We start from the raw sequence: 17,661 nt of genomic DNA, 5'->3' as shown, positions 1-17,661 counted from the left end.
AGACTGAGCCAAGCCTTACCGAACCTCCTCCTCGCCCGATGGGTGCACATGACAGCCGCTTTCCGTTCCAGACGGGTCCTCGCGACCTCGGCGGCCGTCGTCGCCCTGCTCCTCGCCGTCCTCCTCAGCCTCGCCGTCGGCGCCCGCCCGGTCGCCCCCGGCACCGTCCTAGACGCCCTGCTGCACGGCGCCGGCGGCGACGACGCCGAGGTCGTCCGGCAGCTCCGGGTCCCCCGCACCGTCATCGGGCTGATGGTCGGCGCCGCCCTCGCGCTCGCCGGCACCGCCCTCCAGGGCATCACCCGCAACCCCATCGCCGACCCCGGCATCCTCGGCATCAGCCAGGGCTCCTCGGTCGCCGTCGTCCTCGCCATCGCCTTCCTCGGCGTGCACAGCGTCTCCGGCTACGTCTGGTTCGCCTTCGCCGGCGCCGCGGTCGCCTCCGTCGCCGTGTACGCGATCGCCTCCAGCGGACGCGGCGGCGCCACCCCCGTGAAGCTCGCCCTCGGCGGCGCGGCGATCAACGCGCTGCTGCTGTCCGTCACGACCGGCGTGCTCACCACGCAGGCCGCCGCGCTCGACGAGTTCCGGTTCTGGCAGACCGGCTCCCTCGACGGACGGGACGCCGCCACGATCGCCCAGATCTGGCCGTTCCTGCTGCTCGGCGCCGTCCTCGTGCTGTCCGTCGCCCGCGGCCTCGACGCCCTCGCGCTCGGCGAGGACGTCGCCAGGGGCCTCGGACAGAAGGTCGCCACCGTACGGATCGTCGGCGGCCTCGGCGCGACGGTCCTCACCGGCGCGGCCGTCGCCGCCGCCGGCCCCCTCGCCTTCGTCGGCCTCGCCGTCCCCCACATCGCCCGCGCCGTCGTCGGCTCCGACCACCGCTGGGTGCTGCCCATGGCCGCCCTCATCGGGCCCGTCATGGTGCTCGTCGCCGACGTCGCCGGCCGGATCGTCTTCCCGCCCGGCGAAGTCCCCGCCGGCGTCATGACCGCCCTCATCGGCGTGCCGTTCCTGGTCACCCTCGTCCGCCGGAAGGCGGTGCCCGCGTGAGCCTCACGAAGACCCGGCCGCCCGTCCGCCCCGCCGGCTACGGGCTCGTCCGCACCGGACCCGCCTCCTTCCTCGTCCACCGGCGCTCCGTCCTCGCCGCCGGCGCGCTGCTCCTGCTGCTCGCCGCCGTCTCCGTCGCGTACCTCTGCGCCGGCGAGAAGACCGTCCCGCCCGGCGAGGTCCTCACGATCCTCACCGGCGGCGACTCCCCCGCCGCGTTCGTCGTCGAGGAACTGCGCACACCCCGGCTCGTCACCGCGCTCGCCGTCGGCGCCGCCTTCGGCATCGCCGGCGCGCTCATCCAGACCGTCGCCCGCAACCCGCTCGCCTCCCCCGACATCATCGGCATCAGCCAGGGCGCCGGGGCCCTCACCGTCGCCGCGATGACCTTCGGCCTCGCCTCGTACACGGTGCTGCCGTACCTGTCGATCGCCGGCGGCGTCCTCGCCGCCGCCCTCGTCTACGTCTTCGCCTGGCGCGGCGGCCTGCACGCCACCCGCTTCGTCCTCATCGGCATCGGCTTCGCCGTCGCCCTCCGGTCCCTCATCACCCTGTTCATGACCAAGGGCGACTACCTCGTCGCCCAGCAGGCGCAGATCTGGATGACCGGCTCCCTCAACGGACGCGGCTGGGAGGAGTCCGCGCCCGTCCGCTGGACCCTGCTGCTCCTGCTGCCCGCCGTGCTGTGGGCCGCCCGCGCCCAGCGGACCGTCTCCCTCGACGACGCCACCGCGACCGCGCTCGGCGTCCGGCTCGGGCGGGTGCGGCTCGGGCTCGTCGCGGTCGGCGTGGTCCTCGCGTCCGTCGCCACCGGCGTCGCCGGGCCCGTCGACTTCGTCGCGCTGCTCGCCCCGCAGATCGCCCGCCGGGTCACGCGCACCGCGCAGATCCCGCTGTTCTGCTCGGCGCTCCTCGGCGCGCTGATCGTCGTCGCCGCCGACCTCGTCGGACGGCGGCTGTTCTCCCCGGTGGAACTGCCGGTGGGTGTCCTCACGGCGGCGGTCGGCGCCCCGTATCTGATCTGGCTCATCGTCCGGAGCCGCACGGGAGAGAAGGCATGAGCAGACTGACGGCCCGCGGGCTGACCCTCGCCTACGAGAACCGGGTGGTCGTCGAGGACCTCGACCTCGCCGTCCCCGACGGCAAGGTCACCGTCATCGTCGGCCCCAACGCCTGCGGCAAGTCCACCACTCTGCGGGCCCTCGGCCGGCTCCTCAAGCCGGAGCGCGGCGCGGTGCTGCTCGACGGCGAGGAACTGGCGAAGCTCCCCACCAAGGCCATCGCCCGCGCCGTCGGCCTGCTGCCGCAGACGCCCGTCGCCCCCGAGGGCATCACCGTCGCCGACCTCGTCGCCCGCGGCCGGCAGCCCCACCAGGCGTGGTGGAAGCAGTGGTCCGAGGAGGACGAGCGGGCCGTCACCGAGGCCATGGCCCGCACCGACGTCACCGCGCTCGCCGACCGGTCCGTCGACGAACTGTCCGGCGGGCAGCGCCAGCGCGTCTGGATCGCGATGGCCCTCGCCCAGGAGACCGACCTGCTCCTCCTCGACGAGCCCACCACCTACCTGGACATCGCGCACCAGGTCGAGGTGCTGGACCTCGTCCGCCGCCTCAACCGCTCCCGCGGCCGGACCGTCGTCCTCGTCCTCCACGACCTCAACCAGGCCGCCCGGTACGCGGACCACCTCATCGCCATGAAGGCCGGACGGGTCGTGACCCAGGGCCCGCCCGCCGAGGTCGTCACCGACGCCATGGTCCGCGACGTGTTCGGCCTGCCCGCCGTCGTCGTCCCCGACCCCGTCACCGGCTCCCCGCTCGTCGTCCCCGGCGCGCCCTGGGACGACGGCGACTCAGCCGCGGCGGGCGCGGTGGAGCAGGTAGAGGGCTGACAGGACGGCCGCCGCCCGCAGCGTCCACGGCCAGGCGTCGCCGATCGCCGCGCCCAGCGCCTCCGGCGGCAGCGGGTCGCCCCAGCGGCCGTCCCGCCGCCCCCACAGCCAGACGCCGGTGGCCGCCGCGGCGGCCCCGGGCAGCACGAGGACGGCCGTCTTCATCTGCGCCGGGGACAGCCGCCGGGAGCCGTACGCGATGAGCCAGCCGCCGGCCAGCGCCAGCAGCCAGCCGAACGCCGCGCCCGCGACCAGCAGCACCGCCGCCAGCAGCAGGAACGGGTGCGCGACGCCCCGGCGCGCGGGAGCCGCGGCGGCCTCCTCCTCCGGCTCCGCCGCCTCCTCCGCCTCCGGCGCGGGGCGGCGCCGGCGCAGCAGACCGGCCAGCCGGCGGGCCCGGCCGGGCGGGGCCTCCGCGGGCTCGTCCTCCTCGGGGACCTCCGGCTCCGGCGGGCGGAACAGCTCCGGCGCCTCCACGCCGCCGACGAAGCCGGGCACCAGCAGGTCCAGGTCGCCGGGGGCGTCGGGGTCTCCGGGGTCTCCGGCGCCGGCGGGCCCGGCCGGGGCGGCGGGATCGCCGTGCCACCAGCCGCGGGGGGTGGGGACGGGGGTGGGGGTGGGGGCGGACGCCGGGGCGGGCCTCGCGGCGGGCGGGGCGTCGGCATCGGTCGTGCCCTTGCCGGTGTCCTTGCTGGTGTCCTTGCTGGTGTCCTTGCTAGGGCCGGACCACCAGGCGCCGCGCCGGGGTGGCGGCGGGGCCGCGGGGCGGGGCTCCGGCGCCGGCTCCGGGGGCGTACCGCCGCGGCCCGTCCCGGCCGGCCCGCGTTCCGCCCGGGCCACCACCTCGTCCGGGGTGCCCAGGTCGCCGAGGATGCCCCGGACGGCCGACGGGGACTCCTCGCCGTACGTGGCGCGGCGGCGGTCGATCTCGTCGCGGAGGCCCGCGACGAGCGCGCTGCGGTCACCCGGCGGGAGGTGCCGCTGCTGGGCCAGGTCGCCCACCTCGCTCAGGTAGTCGAAGACCATCCGGTCGCTCTCGATGCCCACGCCGCCCCTCCACCGTCCGGCCGAACGCCGTCCCGGTCCTGACGGTAGCGCCTGTCCAGCGGATAACGTGGGGCGGATGGGGATCGGCGAGCTGGACCGGGAGGCGCACGTGCCCGAGGGACGTCCGAATCGGACCGCGGGGAGCCCGCGCACGCTGGCCGAGGAGCTGCGGGCACGCGGGGACGACGGTCTCGCCGCGCTGCTGCGGGCCCGCCCCGACCTGCTCGGACCGGTCCCGAACGACCTCACCCAGCTCGCGACCCGGGCCGGGACCCGCGCGTCGGTCGTCCGCGCCCTCGAACGGCTCGACCGGTTCGCGCTCCAGGTCGCCGAGACGCTGGCGGTGGCCCCGGACCCCGCCCCGTACCCCGTCCTGCTCGGACTCCTCGGCGGCGGCCCCGACGCGCCCGCCATCGGGGCGGAGCTGCCCCGCGCGGTCGCGCTGCTGCGCGAACAGGCCCTGGTGTGGGGCGACGACGACCGGCTGCGGCTCGTCCGGACCGCGCGGGAACTGCTGTCGCCGTCGCCGCAGCACCCCTCCCCCACCGGCCTCGGGCCGACCGTCGCCGAGGCGACGGCCGGCATGTCGCCGGGCCGGCTCCAGGAGATCGTCGCCGCCGCCGGACTGCCGTCCACGCACGACCCGGTGTCGGCGGTCGCCGCGCTGACCGGGCTCTTCACCGACCGGGAGCGGATGGCGGCGCTGCTCGACACCGCGCCGCCGGAGGCGCTGGCCGTGCTGGACCGGCTGGTGTGGGGGCCGCCGTACGGCGAGGTGACGGCGAAGCCGGCGCCGCCGGTCACCTGGCTGCGGGACCGGGGGCTGCTGCTGCCGGTGTCGCCGCGCACGGTCGTGCTGCCGCGCGAGGTGGCGCTGCACCTGCGCGGCGGGCGGGCCCAGCGGGCGCCCGAGCCGCGCGCGCCGGAGGTCGCGGTGGCCCGCTCGTACCGTCCCCAGGTGGTGGACAGCGCCGCCGCCGGGCAGGCGTACACGGCGCTGGCGACCGTCGAGGAGCTGCTGAAGTCCTGGGACCAGGGCGGCCCGCCGGTGCTGCGGGCCGGCGGCCTGTCGGTGCGGGACCTGAAGCGGACGGCGACGGCGCTGGACGTGCCCGAGCCGGTGGCGGCGTTCTGGCTGGAGCTGGCGTACGGGGCGGGGCTGCTGGCCTCGGACGGCGAGGCCGACGAGCGGTACGCGCCGACGCCGGCGTACGACGACTGGCTCGACCAGCCGCCCGCCGAACGCTGGGCCCGGCTCGTCACCGCCTGGCTGCCGGCCACCCGCACCCCGCGGCTCGCCGGCGGGCAGGACGCGAAGGGCCGGGCGCTGTCCGCGCTCGGCCCCGATTTGGACCGGGCGGCGGCGCCAGAGGTGCGCCACCGGGTCCTCGGCCTGCTGGCGACGCTGCCGCCCGGCGCGGCGGCCGAACCGGAGTCGCTGCTGGCCCGGCTGCGCTGGGAGCGGCCGACGCGGGCCGCCCACGCCCCCGACCTGCGGGAACGCCTCGCCCGCTGGGTGCTCGACGACGCCGAACTCCTCGGCGTCACCGGCCGCGGCGCGCTGTCCACCCCCGCCCGCGCCCTGCTGAACCTGCCGCTCACCGAGGCCGCCGAGCCCGCCGCGGCGGGCGGCGGCGTGGAACCCGAGGTCGCGGCCGAACGCGCGGCGGAACTGCTGGAGCCGCTGCTGCCGGAGGCCGTCGACCACGTCCTGCTCCAAGCCGACCTCACCGCCGTCGCCCCCGGCCCGCTGCTCCGCCCGCTGGCCGACGCGCTCGCGGTCCTCGCGGACGTCGAGTCGAAGGGCGGCGCGACGGTCTACCGGTTCACGCCCGGCTCGGTGCGGCGCGCGCTCGACACCGGCCGGACCGCCGCCGACCTGCACGCCTTCCTCGCCGCGCACTCCCGGACACCGGTGCCGCAGCCGCTGGCGTACCTCGTCGACGACGTGGCCCGCAGGCACGGGCACCTGCGGATCGGCGCGGCGTCCGCGTACGTGCGCTGCGACGACGACGCGCTGCTCGGCGAGATCCTCGCGGACCGCCGCTCGGCGTCCCTGCGCCTGCGCCGCCTCGCGCCGACGGTGCTGGCCGCGCAGACGGACCCGGCCGCGCTCCTCGACGGGCTGCGGGCGATGGGCTACGCGCCGGCCGCCGAGTCGGCGGAGGGCGACGTCCTGATCACCCGCGCCGACGCCCGCCGCACCCCGCCCCGCACGCCCCCGGCGCCCGTCCCGGACGGCCCGCCGGCACCCGACGCCACCCTGCTCGCGGCGGCGGTCCGCGCGATCCGGGCCGGCGACCGCGCCGCCACGGCCGTCCGCAAGGAACCCGCCGCCGCCCCCGCCACGCCGGGCGGCCTCCCCCGCACCTCCGCCGCCGAGACCCTGGCGACGGTCCAGGCGGCGGCCATGACCGGCTCGGCGGTGTGGATCGGCTACGTCAACGCGGACGGCGCGGCGAGCCAGCGCGTCATCGCCCCGGTCCGCGTCGAGGGCGGCTTCGTCACCGGCTACGACCACACGGCCGACGAGGTCCGCACCTACCCCCTGCACCGCATCACGGGCGTGGCGGAACTGGCGGACGAGGAGGTCTAGCCCCTCGGCGCGACCAGGGCCGCCGGGTCGACCTCCAGCGGAAAGGGCTTCTCGATCGGGGTCGTCCGGCCTGCCTCGGCGACCGTGTGCTCGACGTACCGCCCGTCCTGCAACTCGCCCACGACGAGCGTCGGCACCGGCTCCAGTTCGAGCCGCCACAGGTGCTCGATGCCCGCCTCCGCGTAGTACGGCGGCTTCAGCAGGCGGTCGGTCCGGCGCCCGGACGACGACGGGGAGACGATCTCGACGACGAGCAGCACGTCGTCGGCGTCGCACGTGATCGGGTTCTCGGCAGCGGCGGCCGCCTCGACGACCACGATGTCCGGGATGAAAAGCCCGTCGGGCAGCACGAGATTGACCGCCTCCAGGACTTCGGCCGCCACACCCTCCTGCTGGATGGCGCGGTCCAGCAGGCTCCAGAGGCGCGACGACGCCCGCTGGTGCTTGACTCCCGGGGCCGGTGACATCACGAGCGCTTCCCCCATCAGTTCACGACGCTGACCTCGGTCCTCCCCCAGTGCCAGGACTTCCTCTATGGTCCAGGGCCCGTAGTGCGGATCGTGCGCGACGCTCATCTCGCCACCTCCCTCGTGCGGAACCGGTCGCCTTCAGTGTGGCAGCCCCCGGCGACAACCGACGGGTGTCGTGCAGACTGGATGTTTGGCCGCGCGGAAGGGAACCCACATACGTGAACGGACCTCTCATCGTCCAGAGCGACAAGACGCTGCTCCTGGAGGTCGACCACGAGCTCGCCGAAGCCTGTCGGCGGGCCATCGCGCCGTTCGCGGAGCTGGAGCGGGCGCCCGAGCACATCCACACGTACCGGGTGACGCCGCTCGGGCTGTGGAACGCGCGGGCCGCCGGGCACGACGCCGAGCAGGTGGTGGACGCGCTCGTCGAGTACTCGCGGTATCCGGTGCCGCACGCGCTGCTCGTGGACATCGCCGAGACCATGGACCGGTACGGGCGGCTCACGCTCACCAAGCATCCCGCGCACGGGCTGGTGCTGACCACGACGGACCGGCCGGTGCTGGAGGAGATCCTGCGGTCGAAGCGGGTGCAGCCGCTGGTCGGGGCGCGGATCGACGCCGACACGGTGGTGGTGCACCCGTCCGAGCGCGGGCAGATCAAGCAGACGCTGCTGAAGCTGGGGTGGCCGGCCGAGGACCTCGCCGGGTACGTCGACGGCGAGGCGCACGCGATCGAGCTCGCCGAGGACGGCTGGAGCCTGCGGCCGTACCAGCAGCACGCCGTCGAGGGGTTCTGGCACGGCGGCAGCGGGGTCGTCGTGCTGCCCTGCGGGGCCGGGAAGACGCTGGTCGGAGCCGGGGCGATGGCGCGGGCGAAGGCGACGACGCTGATCCTCGTCACCAACACCGTCTCCGCCCGCCAGTGGAAGAACGAGCTGGTGAAGCGGACCTCGCTGACCGAGGACGAGATCGGCGAGTACAGCGGGACGAAGAAGGAGATCCGGCCCGTCACCATCGCCACGTACCAGGTGCTGACGACGAAGCGGAAGGGCGTCTATCCGCACCTGGAGCTGTTCGACTCCCGCGACTGGGGTCTGATCGTGTACGACGAGGTGCACCTGCTGCCCGCGCCGGTCTTCAAGTTCACCGCCGACCTCCAGGCCCGGCGGCGGCTCGGCCTGACCGCGACGCTCGTGCGCGAGGACGGCAAGGAGGCGGACGTCTTCTCGCTGATCGGCCCGAAGCGGTTCGACGCGCCGTGGAAGGAGATCGAGGCGCAGGGGTACATCGCGCCCGCCGACTGCGTCGAGGTGCGGGTGAACCTCACCGACTCGGAGCGGCTGGCCTACGCGACGGCCGAGGCGGAGGAGAAGTACCGCTTCTGCGCGACGACCGCGACGAAGCGGCGGGTGACGGAGGCGCTGGTGAAGCGGTTCGCCGGGCAGCAGATCCTCGTCATCGGTCAGTACATCGACCAGCTCGACGAGCTCGGCGCGCACCTCGACGCGCCCGTCATCAAGGGCGAGACGTCGAACAAGGAGCGGGAGCGGCTGTTCGACGCCTTCCGCAACGGCGAGATCAACGTGCTCGTCGTGTCGAAGGTCGCGAACTTCTCGATCGACCTGCCCGAGGCGACCGTCGCCATCCAGGTGTCCGGCACCTTCGGCTCCCGCCAGGAAGAGGCCCAGCGCCTCGGCCGGGTGCTGCGCCCGAAGGCGGACGGGCACCAGGCGCACTTCTACTCGGTGGTGGCGCGGGACACCATCGACCAGGACTTCGCCGCGCACCGGCAGCGGTTCCTGGCCGAGCAGGGGTACGCGTACCGGATCGTGGACGCGGACGAGCTGCTGGCGACGTAGGAGATCCGGCGGGCTCAGTCCATCAGCGCCAGGACCGGGCCCGCGAGGGCCAGGACGTACTGGGCGGTGACGACGTCGCGGCGGGGCACGACGAGGGCGGCCACGCCCGCCGCGGCGGCGAGGCCCACGGACCAGAGGGCGGCCGTGGCGAAACCGCCGCCGACGCCGTCGCCGGAGATCGCGTCGCCGAGGGTGAACGCCAGGGCCGCCACGGCGCAGACCGCGACGAGGAGCAGGCCGAAGCCCGCGAAGGCACGGAGCGCGAGGGGGCTCAGGGCGTACGGGTCGGGGGTGGGGCGCGGTGTCGGTGTCGTCATGGCTCCATCCCAGCAGCGCGCCGGGAACACCGGCAGGCGTGCGGGTACTCAGCCCGGGACCGGCCGCGTACTCAGGTCCGGGCCCGGTCCCGTGCGTGGGCGGGGCGGGGGTTCCTGACGCCCGCCTCCGGGGGGCCGGGGTCGCCGAGGAGCGCCACGCTCACGAAGGCGGAGCCGAAGGCCCGGAGGGCCGCGGTGACGCGGCGGGGGCGGGGGACGGTGGTCACGAGGGTGAAGGTCGTCGCGGTCATGTCTCCATGATGGAATCCGGACATTAGGAACACATCGGCCTGGGGGCGGAATCCGGGGAGAACCGGGGTCACCCTTACGGCGGACCCCTCCCCCTACGGGAAATCGATTCGCACCGGACGGCGGGGCGGAGTTAGACTCACCGGCTTCCCCGCCTCCCGTCGCGTACGGAGAGCGCCGCCGTCCGGTCGGAAACCGGCGGCCACATCGACGTGTCCGTGTGTCCGTATGTCCGACCGGAGGCTTCACCGTGTCCGCAGCTGTGCCCACCGACGACCCGCTCGTACGCGAGCGGGCCCACCTCTCCGCCTCCCGCGCCGCCCTGCGCGCGATGCGCGAGGAGGTGGAGGCGCTGGACATCAAGGACGTCACCGCGAACTGGGTGAACTCGGTCGTCCTGGAGCGGCAGATCGAGGACCGCATCAAGGCGCTGGCCGACCTCTCGCACACCCCGCTGTTCTTCGGCCGGCTCGACTACCTGCCGCCCGCCCAGCTCGGGCAGCGCTTCTACATCGGCCGCCGGCACGTGCACGACGCGCAGGGCGACCCGATGGTCGTCGACTGGCGCGCGCCGGTCTCGCAGCCGTACTACCAGGCGTCGAAGAAGGACCCGCAGGACGTGGGGCTGCGCCGCCGGTTCGGGTACACGGGCGGCGAGCTGACCGCGTACGAGGACGAGCACCTGTCGGACCCGGCGGAGCTGGAGCGGACGAGCCGGCTGCTCCAGGCGGAGATCGAGCGGCCCCGCGTCGGCCCGATGCGGGACATCGTGGCGACGATCCAGCCGGAGCAGGACGAGATCGTCCGCTCCGACCTGTCGGGGACGCTGTGCGTGCAGGGAGGTCCGGGGACGGGCAAGACGGCGGTCGGTCTGCACCGTGTCGCCTATCTGCTGTACGCCCACCGGGAGCGGCTGGCCCGGACGGGCACGCTCGTCATCGGGCCGAACCGGTCCTTCCTCCAGTACATCGAGCAGGTGCTGCCCGCCCTCGGCGAGCTGGAGGTGAAGCAGGCGACGGTCGACGACCTGGTCGCGCACGTGGAGGTGCGGGGGACGGACGAGGCGGCGACGGCGGTCGTGAAGGGCGACGCCCGGATGGCGGAGGTGCTGCGGCGGGCCGTGTGGTCGCACGTGACGCCGCCGAAGGAGCCGCTGATGGTCGTGCGCGGTTCGCGGCGCTGGCGGGTGCCGGCGTACGAACTGGAGGAGATCGTCCGGGAGCTGACGGCGCGTGACATCCGGTACGGGGCGGCGCGGGAGGCGCTGCCGCAGCGCGTGGCGCACGCAGTGCTGGTGCGGATGGAGCAGGCGGGCGAGGCGCCGGACGACCGGGTGCAGAACGCGGTCGCGCGGAACGCTGCGGTGAAGGCGCTGGTGAAGGAGTGCTGGCCGGCGGTGGAGCCGGCGAAGCTGGTGCTGCGCCTGCTGGGCGACGCGGAGTTCCTGGCGGAGCACGCGGCGGGGGTGCTGAGCGAGGAGGAGCAGAAGCTGCTGCTGTGGGCAAAGCCGGCACGCAGCGTGAGGACGGCGAAGTGGTCGGCGGCGGACACGGTGCTGATCGACGAGGTGACGGACCTGGTCGAGCGGACCCACTCGCTGGGGCACGTGGTCCTGGACGAGGCGCAGGACCTGTCGCCGATGCAGTACCGGGCGGTGGGCCGGCGCTGCACGACCGGTTCGGCGACGGTCCTCGGCGACCTGGCGCAGGGCACCACGCCGTGGGCGACGGGGAGCTGGGAGACGGCGCTGGCGCACCTCGGGAAGCCGGGCGCGCGGGTGGAGGAGCTGACGGCGGGCTTCCGCGTGCCGAGCGAGGTGATCGCGTACGCGTCCCGGCTGCTGCCGCACATGGCGCCGGGCCTCGCGCCGGTGGAGTCGGTGCGGGAGAACCCGGGCGCCTTCGAGGTGCGGACGGCCGCGCCGGGCACGGAGGACGCCGCCGTGGTCGCGGCGTGCGCGGACGCGCTCGGGCACGAGGGCTCGATCGGTCTGATCGCCGCGGACGCGCGGATCGCGCCGCTGGCGGAGGCGCTGGAGGCGGCGGGGATGCCGTACCTCGCGCCCGGCGAGGAGACGACCGCCGAGTCGCGGCTCACGCTGGTCCCGGCGTCGCTCGCGAAGGGTCTGGAGTACGACTACGTCGTGCTGGACGAGCCGGCCGCCGTGGTGGACGGGGAGCCGGACGAGCGCACGGGTCTGCGGCGCCTGTACGTGGCGCTGACGCGTGCGGTGTCGGGTCTGACGATCGTTCACGCGGCGCCGCTGCCGGAGCAGTTGGCCTGAGTCAAGCGTACTCGGGGAGGGCCTGGGTCCAGGAGCGGCGGGCGACGGCGGCGAGGGTCGGGTTGGGGACGGGGGCGGTGCCGGGGCCGCCGACGTCGCCGTAGTAGTGGTCGGTGACCAGTCCCCAGCACAGGGCCCAGCCCCGGCCGCGCTCCCAGGTGGCGTCGTCGACCTCGGCGGCGGCGCGGAAGAGGGGGCGGGTGGCGGGGGTGAGGAGGGTCCAGGCGGGGAGGAGGTCGGCGGCGGGGTCGCCGGTGCCGAGGCCGCCGAAGTCGATCACGGCGCTGAGGCGTCCGGCGCGGGTGAGGAGGTTGCCGGGGAGGAGGTCGCCGTGCAGCCAGACCGGGTCGCGGTCCCAGGCGGGGACGGCGAGGGCCCGGTCCCAGGCGGCGAGGGCGGTGCGCGCGTCGAGCAGTCCGGCGGCGGCGAGCGCGGCGACGGCCGCCGGGAGGGCGCCGCGCTCCCACTCCGTGACGGCGCCGCCCCGGAAGGAGCGGGGGCCGCCGGTGGCGTCGGCCGCCCGCAGGGCGACGCCGAAGCGGCCCAGTTCCCCGGCGGCGTGCGCGAGGTCGGCGACGGGCGCGGTCCACGCGTCGGCGCCGTCCAGCCAGCCGTACACGCCCCACGGCCGGCCGAAGTCCGCCGTGGGGGCGCCCAGGCCGAGCGGCACGGGCACGGGCAGGGGCAGCGCGGGCGCGAGCCGGGGCAGCCAGCGCTGCTCCTTCTCGGCCTGCCCGGTCGCCCACTCCGCCTTCGGCAGCCGTACGACGAGGTCGTCGCCGAGCCGGAACATCGCGTTGTCCGTCCCGGCCGACGCCACCCGCCGCACGGTCCGTCCGGCCCATTGCGGGAACTGGGCGGCGACCAGCCGCCGTACGAGTGCTTCGTCGATGCCGTCGCTCATGCGGGCGAGGCTAGCGAGGGCGCCGGGGCGCGGGCACGGGGTTTTCCCGCGGCTGCGCGCCGGGGGATTCCGCGCCGCGCGCCCGTGGGGCGGGTCAGGCGTCGACGGCCGTGCGCCAGGTGCGGACCGCGTCCGCCGAGACCGGGGCGGCCCAGCCGTCGGGGCGGGCGGCGCCGCCGATGTGGAAGGCGGTGAGGCCGGCGGCGCGCAGCCGCGGCAGGTGGTCGAGGCGGAGGCCGCCGCCGACGAGGATCTGCGGCTCGTAGCCGGGTTCGCCGGCCCGGGCGGCCTCGGCTTCGAGGACCGGGAGGCCGCTGTCGACGCCGGCGGCGGAGCCGGCGGTGAGGTAGGTGTCGAGGCCGGGGAGGTCCGCGAGGCGCTTGCGCAGGCCGTCGCGGTCGGCGGCGCGGTCGATGGCGCGGTGGAAGGTCCAGTGGGCGCCGTCGAGGACCGCGACGAGCCGTTCGACGGCGACGAGGTCGGGCTCGCCGTCGGCGGTGAGGAAGCCGAGGACGAACTGGTCGGCGCCGGCCGCGCGGAGCTCCTCCGCCCGGCCGGTGAGCGCGTCGACGTCCCCGGCCGCGAAGCCGTCCGCGAGGCGGAGCATGACCCTGAGCGGGATGTCGACCGCGCGGCGGATGGCGGTGAAGACCGCCGTCGCCGGGGTGAGGCCGTCCGCCGCCATGTCGGTGACGAGTTCGAGGCGGTCGGCGCCCCCGGTCTGGGCGGCGACCGCGTCCTGCTCGTCCAGGGCGATCACCTCCAGGACAGCACGGTTGCTCATTGCGCCCATTCCTCCATGAATGACGGCTACAGGTCTAGTCCAATGACCAGACTAGCCGTGCGAGTGACCTCCCGCATCGTGCTCGGCCGTGTCCGACGGCGTCGCGGTGGACGCCGGGGCCGCGCCCGGCGCGCCGGCCTTCACGGTGAAGGCGGCGGTGCGGACCTTGCCCTCGTGCTGGAAGTCGAGGAAGAGGCGGTACGTGCCGGGGCTCGGGGCGGTGGCCGTGAAGGAGACGTCGGGGCCGGGGCCGCCCTCGTTGGGGTGGACGTGGAGGTAGGCGAGGTCGCCCTGGCGGAGGGCGACGAGGTGGCCGTACGCGCCGAGGTACGGCTCCAGGTCGGTGACCGGCTTGCCGCCCTTGGTGACGGTGAGGCGCAGCTCACCGGCCTTGCCGGGGTCGAGGGTGCCGCCGAGGCGGACCTGGTAGCCGTCGACGGTGGCGGTGGGGGCGGCGGCCGGGAGCGGCTTCGGGGTCCAGGCTCCGGGGACGGCGAGGTCGACGCCGAGGGTGAGGTTCTTCGCGCCCTTCGCGGCGGGCTTGAAGTCGGCGAACGCCTTGTAGCCGCCGGCGGCGGGCAGGTCGGCGTCGACGGTCCAGGTGCCGTCGGCGGACTTCTCGGGGTGGAGGTGGCGGAAGACCGTCAGGTCGCGCGAGGCGACGATGAAGTGCAGTTCCTTGCCGTGCTCGGTGGTGAAGGCGGTGACCTTCTTCCCGGCGGCGTCCTTGACGGAGAACTTCAGGGTGCTGCGGCCGACCGGCGGGGTGGGGGTCTCCAGGGCGAGGGTGTAGCCGCCGTCGGAGACCTGGAGGCCGCCGGGGAGTGCGGCGCCGGCCGGGGCGGGGGCCTCCTCGTGGCCGCCGTGGCCGCCGGCGGAGGCGGAGGGCTCCGGCGTGGCGGTGGCGTGTCCGGCGTGCTCCGCCTTCTTCGGCTCGTCGATCGGGCCGAACCCCTTCCCGACGCCGTACGCGGTGCCGAAGGTCGCGGCGAGCGCGGCGGCGAAGGCAGTGATCTTCACTCCGGTGTTCATGGCTGCTCTCCCTGATGCGCGGTGGCGGGCGTTTTTCTGCTCCCTGCACTTCACCATACCCCTAGGGGGTATCAAGTCAAGCCGGTCCGGCACTTGCGCCGAATACGGGTGGGGGGTATACATGGAGCCATGCCGCAGATACCCCCCGAGGGTATCGCGGTCCACTGGACACACGATGGAGGACGACATGGGTTCCTGCTGCACCCCCGACAACAGCTGCTCGACCGGCACCACCACCGCGGTCGCCGTCGCCGACGCCACCAGCACGGTCTACGCGGTCTCCGGCATGACCTGCGGCCACTGCCGCACGGCCATCACGAAGTCGGTGAGCGCCCTGGACGGCGTCCTCTCCGTCGACGTGGACGTCGAGGCCGGCCGGGTGACCGTCACCACGGACGGCGCGCCCGACGACGCCGCCGTCGCCGCGGCCGTGGACGACGCCGGCTACGAGCTGACCGGGCGCGCCTGACCACAGGTCGGCGGCGCCTGACCGATCCGGCCGCCGGGGCCCGTCCCGTACCCCCGCCCGGGCCCCGGCCCCCGTGCACAGGAAGAAGACAGGGAGCAGTTTCATGACCACGACGACCCCCGGCACCGCCCAGGTCGAGCTCGCCATCGGCGGCATGACCTGCGCCTCGTGCGCGGCCCGGATCGAGAAGAAGCTCAACCGCATGGACGGGGTCGAGGCCACCGTCAACTACGCCACCGAGAAGGCGAAGGTCACCTTCTCCGCCGACATCCCGGTCGCCGACCTGATCGCGACCGTCGAGGCCACGGGCTACACCGCCGCCGAGCCCGAGCCGCCGAAGAGCGAGACGCCGGGCGCCTCCGGCGGCGGCCCGACCGACGAGGAGAAGGCCGACGAGGAGCTGCGCCCGCTGAAGCAGCGGCTCGTCACCGCCGTCGCCCTCGCCGTGCCGGTCATCGCGATGGCGATGGTCCCGGCGCTCCAGATCGAGTACTGGCAGTGGCTGAGCCTCACGCTCGCCGCGCCGGTCGTCACCTACGCCGCCTGGCCGTTCCACCGCGCCGCCTGGACCAACGCCAAGCACGGCGCGGCCACCATGGACACGCTGATCTCGGTCGGCACGATCGCCGCGTTCCTGTGGTCCCTGTGGGCGCTGTTCTTCGGCACCGCCGGTACGCCGGGGATGACGCACCCCTTCGAGTTCACGATCGCCCGCACCGACGGCGCCGGGAACATCTACCTGGAGGCCGCCGCCGGCGTCACCGCCTTCATCCTGGCGGGCCGCTACTTCGAGGCCCGCTCGAAGCGGAAGGCGGGCGCCGCGCTCAAGGCGCTGATGCAGCTGGGCGCCAAGGAAGTGACCGTCCTGAAGGACGGCCGCGAGGTCACCGTCCCGACCGCCGAACTGCAGGTCGGGGACCGTTTCCTGGTTCGCCCGGGCGAGAAGATCGCCACCGACGGCACCGTGGTCGAGGGCTCGTCCGCCGTGGACGCCTCCATGCTGACCGGCGAGTCCGTGCCGGTCGAGGTCGGCGTGGGCGACGCCGTCACCGGCGCCACCCTGAACGCCGGCGGCCGGCTCGTCGTCGAGGCCACCCGCGTCGGCTCCGACACCCAGCTCGCCCGGATGGCGAAGCTCGTCGAGGACGCGCAGAACGGCAAGGCCGCCGCGCAGCGGCTCGCCGACCGGATCTCGGCCGTCTTCGTGCCGATCGTCATCGCGCTGTCGCTCGGCACCCTCGGCTTCTGGCTCGGCACCGGGCAGGGCCTGACCGCCGCCTTCACCGCCGCCGTCGCCGTCCTGATCATCGCCTGCCCGTGCGCCCTGGGCCTGGCCACCCCGACCGCCCTCATGGTCGGCACCGGCCGCGGCGCGCAGCTCGGCATCCTGATCAAGGGGCCCGAGGTCCTGGAGACCACCCGCAAGGTCGACACCATCGTCCTGGACAAGACCGGCACCGTCACCACCGGCCGGATGACCCTCCTCAAGGTGCACACCGCCGCCGGTACGGACGAGACCGACGTGCTGCGGCTGGCCGGCGCGCTGGAGCACTCCTCCGAGCACCCGATCGCGCAGGCCGTCGCCACCGGCGCCGCCGCGAAGGTCGGCACCCTGCCCACCCCCGAGGACTTCGCCAACATCCCCGGTCTCGGCGTCCAGGGCGTCGTCGACGGACACGCCGTCCTGGTCGGCCGCGAGAAGCTGCTGGAGGAGTGGGCGATGTCCCTCCCGGCGAGCCTCAAGGCCGCGAAGGACGCGGCGGAGAAGGCCGGGAAGACGGCCATCGCGGTCGCCTGGGACGGGGAGGCCCGCGCGGTCCTGGAGGTCGCCGACGCGATCAAGGAGACCAGCGCGGAGGCGATCCGCCGGCTCAAGGGCCTGGGCCTGACGCCGATCCTGCTGACCGGCGACAACAAGGCGGTCGCGGAGGCCGTCGCCGCCGAGGTCGGCATCGGCGAGGTCATCGCCGAGGTCATGCCGCAGGACAAGGTGGACGTCGTCAAGAAGCTGCAGGCGGAGGGCCGTTCGGTCGCCATGGTCGGCGACGGCGTCAACGACGCCGCCGCGCTCGCCCAGGCCGACCTGGGCCTGGCGATGGGCACCGGCACCGACGCCGCCATCGAGGCCGGCGACCTCACCCTCGTACGGGGCGACCTGCGGGCCGCGGCGGACGCCATCCGGCTCTCCCGCAAGACGCTCGGCACCATCCGCTCGAACCTCTTCTGGGCCTTCGCCTACAACGTGGCCGCCCTGCCGCTCGCGGCGGCCGGCCTGCTCAACCCGATGATCGCCGGCGCCGCGATGGCCTTCTCCTCGGTCTTCGTGGTCGGCAACAGCCTCCGGCTGCGCGGCTTCCAGGCCGCGGACAAGTGACTCCGGACCCTTGACCTGACGGGAGCCCGCCGTGGCCGGTTACGTACAGCACAAGGAAGACATCATCAGAAGGCTCCGGCGGATCGAGGGACAGGTCCGGGGGGTGCAGCGGATGGTCGACGAGGACGCCTACTGCATCGACGTCCTGACACAGGTCTCCGCGATCAACGCGGCCCTCCAGTCCTGCGCGGTCGCCCTCCTCGACGAGCACCTGAGCTGCTGCGTCACCGAGGCCATCGCGGCCGGCGGGGACGAGGCGAAGGTGAAGGTGGGCGAGGCGTCGAAGGCGATCGCCCGGCTGATCCGGACCTGACGGAGTACCGGCACCGCCCCCG

At 74.9% G+C, this 17,661-nt stretch carries 16 protein-coding genes; 9 read left to right on the top strand and 7 right to left on the bottom strand.

The annotated features are described in order from the left end of the window. Nucleotides 1-48 precede the first annotated feature (48 nt). From ACFVQZ_RS07135 to ACFVQZ_RS07125, 3 genes are read left to right on the top strand one after another with little or no spacing between them, the layout of a single operon-like run. On the top strand, nt 49-1,053 hold the full coding sequence (locus ACFVQZ_RS07135) for an iron chelate uptake ABC transporter family permease subunit (RefSeq protein WP_030497962.1): 1,005 nt from the start codon (nt 49-51) through the stop codon (nt 1,051-1,053). Continuing rightward, nucleotides 1,050-2,114, top strand: coding sequence for a FecCD family ABC transporter permease (locus tag ACFVQZ_RS07130; protein WP_383620276.1), 1,065 nt, complete (start codon nt 1,050-1,052; stop codon nt 2,112-2,114). Before ACFVQZ_RS07135 ends, ACFVQZ_RS07130 begins: the two co-directional genes overlap by 4 nt. Further along, on the top strand, nt 2,111-2,941 hold the full coding sequence (locus ACFVQZ_RS07125; protein WP_383620273.1) for an ABC transporter ATP-binding protein: 831 nt from the start codon (nt 2,111-2,113) through the stop codon (nt 2,939-2,941). The genes ACFVQZ_RS07130 and ACFVQZ_RS07125 overlap by 4 nt, the downstream gene beginning before the upstream one ends. Here the strand turns inward: ACFVQZ_RS07125 and ACFVQZ_RS07120 are convergent. Continuing rightward, the gene (locus ACFVQZ_RS07120; RefSeq protein WP_383620270.1) at nt 2,903-3,988 is read right to left on the bottom strand and encodes a hypothetical protein; all 1,086 of its coding nucleotides are present in this window, start codon (nt 3,986-3,988) and stop codon (nt 2,903-2,905) included. The two genes, ACFVQZ_RS07125 and ACFVQZ_RS07120, sit on opposite strands and share 39 nt — an antisense overlap. Nucleotides 3,989-4,064: 76 nt before the next feature. Between ACFVQZ_RS07120 and ACFVQZ_RS07115 the strand changes: the two genes are divergently transcribed. Next, the gene (locus ACFVQZ_RS07115; protein ID WP_030498421.1) at nt 4,065-6,584 is read left to right on the top strand and encodes a helicase C-terminal domain-containing protein; all 2,520 of its coding nucleotides are present in this window, start codon (nt 4,065-4,067) and stop codon (nt 6,582-6,584) included. Here the strand turns inward: ACFVQZ_RS07115 and ACFVQZ_RS07110 are convergent. Continuing rightward, on the bottom strand, nt 6,581-7,159 hold the full coding sequence (locus tag ACFVQZ_RS07110) for a Uma2 family endonuclease (protein WP_030498422.1): 579 nt from the start codon (nt 7,157-7,159) through the stop codon (nt 6,581-6,583). The two genes, ACFVQZ_RS07115 and ACFVQZ_RS07110, sit on opposite strands and share 4 nt — an antisense overlap. 113 nt (nt 7,160-7,272) lie before the next feature. On the opposite strand from ACFVQZ_RS07110, the gene ACFVQZ_RS07105 reads away from it, so the two are divergent. Beyond that, entirely contained in the window at nt 7,273-8,913 is a 1,641-nt protein-coding gene (locus ACFVQZ_RS07105; RefSeq protein WP_030498423.1) for a DNA repair helicase XPB, read from the top strand. A gap of 14 nt (nt 8,914-8,927) precedes the next feature. Here ACFVQZ_RS07105 and ACFVQZ_RS07100 read toward each other — a convergent pair whose 3' ends face one another. Together ACFVQZ_RS07100 and ACFVQZ_RS07095 are read right to left on the bottom strand one after the other, a co-directional pair. Further along, on the bottom strand, nt 8,928-9,230 hold the full coding sequence (locus ACFVQZ_RS07100) for a hypothetical protein (RefSeq protein WP_030498424.1): 303 nt from the start codon (nt 9,228-9,230) through the stop codon (nt 8,928-8,930). 71 nt (nt 9,231-9,301) lie between these two features. Continuing rightward, on the bottom strand, nt 9,302-9,481 hold the full coding sequence (locus tag ACFVQZ_RS07095; protein ID WP_030498425.1) for a hypothetical protein: 180 nt from the start codon (nt 9,479-9,481) through the stop codon (nt 9,302-9,304). Between the two features lie 248 nt (nt 9,482-9,729). Between ACFVQZ_RS07095 and ACFVQZ_RS07090 the strand changes: the two genes are divergently transcribed. After that, nucleotides 9,730-11,763: a HelD family protein gene (locus ACFVQZ_RS07090; protein WP_383620265.1), complete on the top strand. Its 2,034-nt coding sequence runs from the start codon at nt 9,730-9,732 to the stop codon at nt 11,761-11,763. A gap of 1 nt (nt 11,764) precedes the next feature. On the opposite strand, the gene ACFVQZ_RS07085 is transcribed toward ACFVQZ_RS07090, so the two are convergent. From ACFVQZ_RS07085 to ACFVQZ_RS07075, 3 genes are all read right to left on the bottom strand, one after another. Then, nucleotides 11,765-12,667: an aminoglycoside phosphotransferase family protein gene (locus tag ACFVQZ_RS07085; RefSeq protein ID WP_383620262.1), complete on the bottom strand. Its 903-nt coding sequence runs from the start codon at nt 12,665-12,667 to the stop codon at nt 11,765-11,767. 94 nt (nt 12,668-12,761) lie between these two features. Beyond that, a complete protein-coding gene (locus tag ACFVQZ_RS07080; RefSeq protein WP_383620259.1) occupies nt 12,762-13,451 on the bottom strand; it encodes a copper homeostasis protein CutC in 690 nt (229 codons plus the stop codon). 51 nt (nt 13,452-13,502) lie between these two features. Then, nucleotides 13,503-14,483, bottom strand: a complete 981-nt coding sequence (locus tag ACFVQZ_RS07075) for a hypothetical protein (RefSeq protein ID WP_383620256.1) — start codon at nt 14,481-14,483, stop codon at nt 13,503-13,505. A gap of 187 nt (nt 14,484-14,670) precedes the next feature. Here ACFVQZ_RS07075 and ACFVQZ_RS07070 point away from each other — a divergent pair, with 187 nt between their 5' ends. The 3 genes from ACFVQZ_RS07070 to ACFVQZ_RS07060 all read left to right on the top strand — a co-directional run bounded on the left by ACFVQZ_RS07070 (nt 14,671) and on the right by ACFVQZ_RS07060 (nt 17,639). Continuing rightward, nucleotides 14,671-14,952, top strand: coding sequence for a heavy-metal-associated domain-containing protein (locus ACFVQZ_RS07070; protein WP_383620253.1), 282 nt, complete (start codon nt 14,671-14,673; stop codon nt 14,950-14,952). Nucleotides 14,953-15,055: 103 nt separating this feature from the next. Next, nucleotides 15,056-17,326 (top strand): heavy metal translocating P-type ATPase, encoded by a 2,271-nt coding sequence (locus ACFVQZ_RS07065; protein ID WP_383620252.1) that lies wholly within the window; start codon nt 15,056-15,058, stop codon nt 17,324-17,326. 31 nt (nt 17,327-17,357) lie between these two features. Next, nucleotides 17,358-17,639 (top strand): metal-sensitive transcriptional regulator, encoded by a 282-nt coding sequence (locus ACFVQZ_RS07060; protein ID WP_030498432.1) that lies wholly within the window; start codon nt 17,358-17,360, stop codon nt 17,637-17,639. Nucleotides 17,640-17,661: the final 22 nt, after the last annotated feature.

Origin of the sequence: Streptomyces sp. NPDC057854 (assembly GCF_042797055.1) — a bacterium.
In the GTDB taxonomy this organism is placed as follows: Bacteria; Actinomycetota; Actinomycetes; order Streptomycetales; family Streptomycetaceae; genus Streptomyces.
This window is presented reverse-complemented; position numbering and strand designations above follow the sequence as displayed.

Coding starts and splice junctions, on each gene's coding strand:
- ACFVQZ_RS07135 (WP_030497962.1), top strand. CDS start 49: ATGACAGCCGCTTTCCGTTCCAGACGGGTCCTCGCGACCTCGGCGGCC.
- ACFVQZ_RS07125 (WP_383620273.1), top strand. CDS start 2,111: ATGAGCAGACTGACGGCCCGCGGGCTGACCCTCGCCTACGAGAACCGG.
- ACFVQZ_RS07115 (WP_030498421.1), top strand. CDS start 4,065: ATGGGGATCGGCGAGCTGGACCGGGAGGCGCACGTGCCCGAGGGACGT.
- ACFVQZ_RS07110 (WP_030498422.1), bottom strand. CDS start 7,159: ATGAGCGTCGCGCACGATCCGCACTACGGGCCCTGGACCATAGAGGAA.
- ACFVQZ_RS07100 (WP_030498424.1), bottom strand. CDS start 9,230: ATGACGACACCGACACCGCGCCCCACCCCCGACCCGTACGCCCTGAGC.
- ACFVQZ_RS07095 (WP_030498425.1), bottom strand. CDS start 9,481: ATGACCGCGACGACCTTCACCCTCGTGACCACCGTCCCCCGCCCCCGC.
- ACFVQZ_RS07085 (WP_383620262.1), bottom strand. CDS start 12,667: ATGAGCGACGGCATCGACGAAGCACTCGTACGGCGGCTGGTCGCCGCC.
- ACFVQZ_RS07080 (WP_383620259.1), bottom strand. CDS start 13,451: ATGAGCAACCGTGCTGTCCTGGAGGTGATCGCCCTGGACGAGCAGGAC.
- ACFVQZ_RS07075 (WP_383620256.1), bottom strand. CDS start 14,483: ATGAACACCGGAGTGAAGATCACTGCCTTCGCCGCCGCGCTCGCCGCG.
- ACFVQZ_RS07070 (WP_383620253.1), top strand. CDS start 14,671: ATGGGTTCCTGCTGCACCCCCGACAACAGCTGCTCGACCGGCACCACC.
- ACFVQZ_RS07065 (WP_383620252.1), top strand. CDS start 15,056: ATGACCACGACGACCCCCGGCACCGCCCAGGTCGAGCTCGCCATCGGC.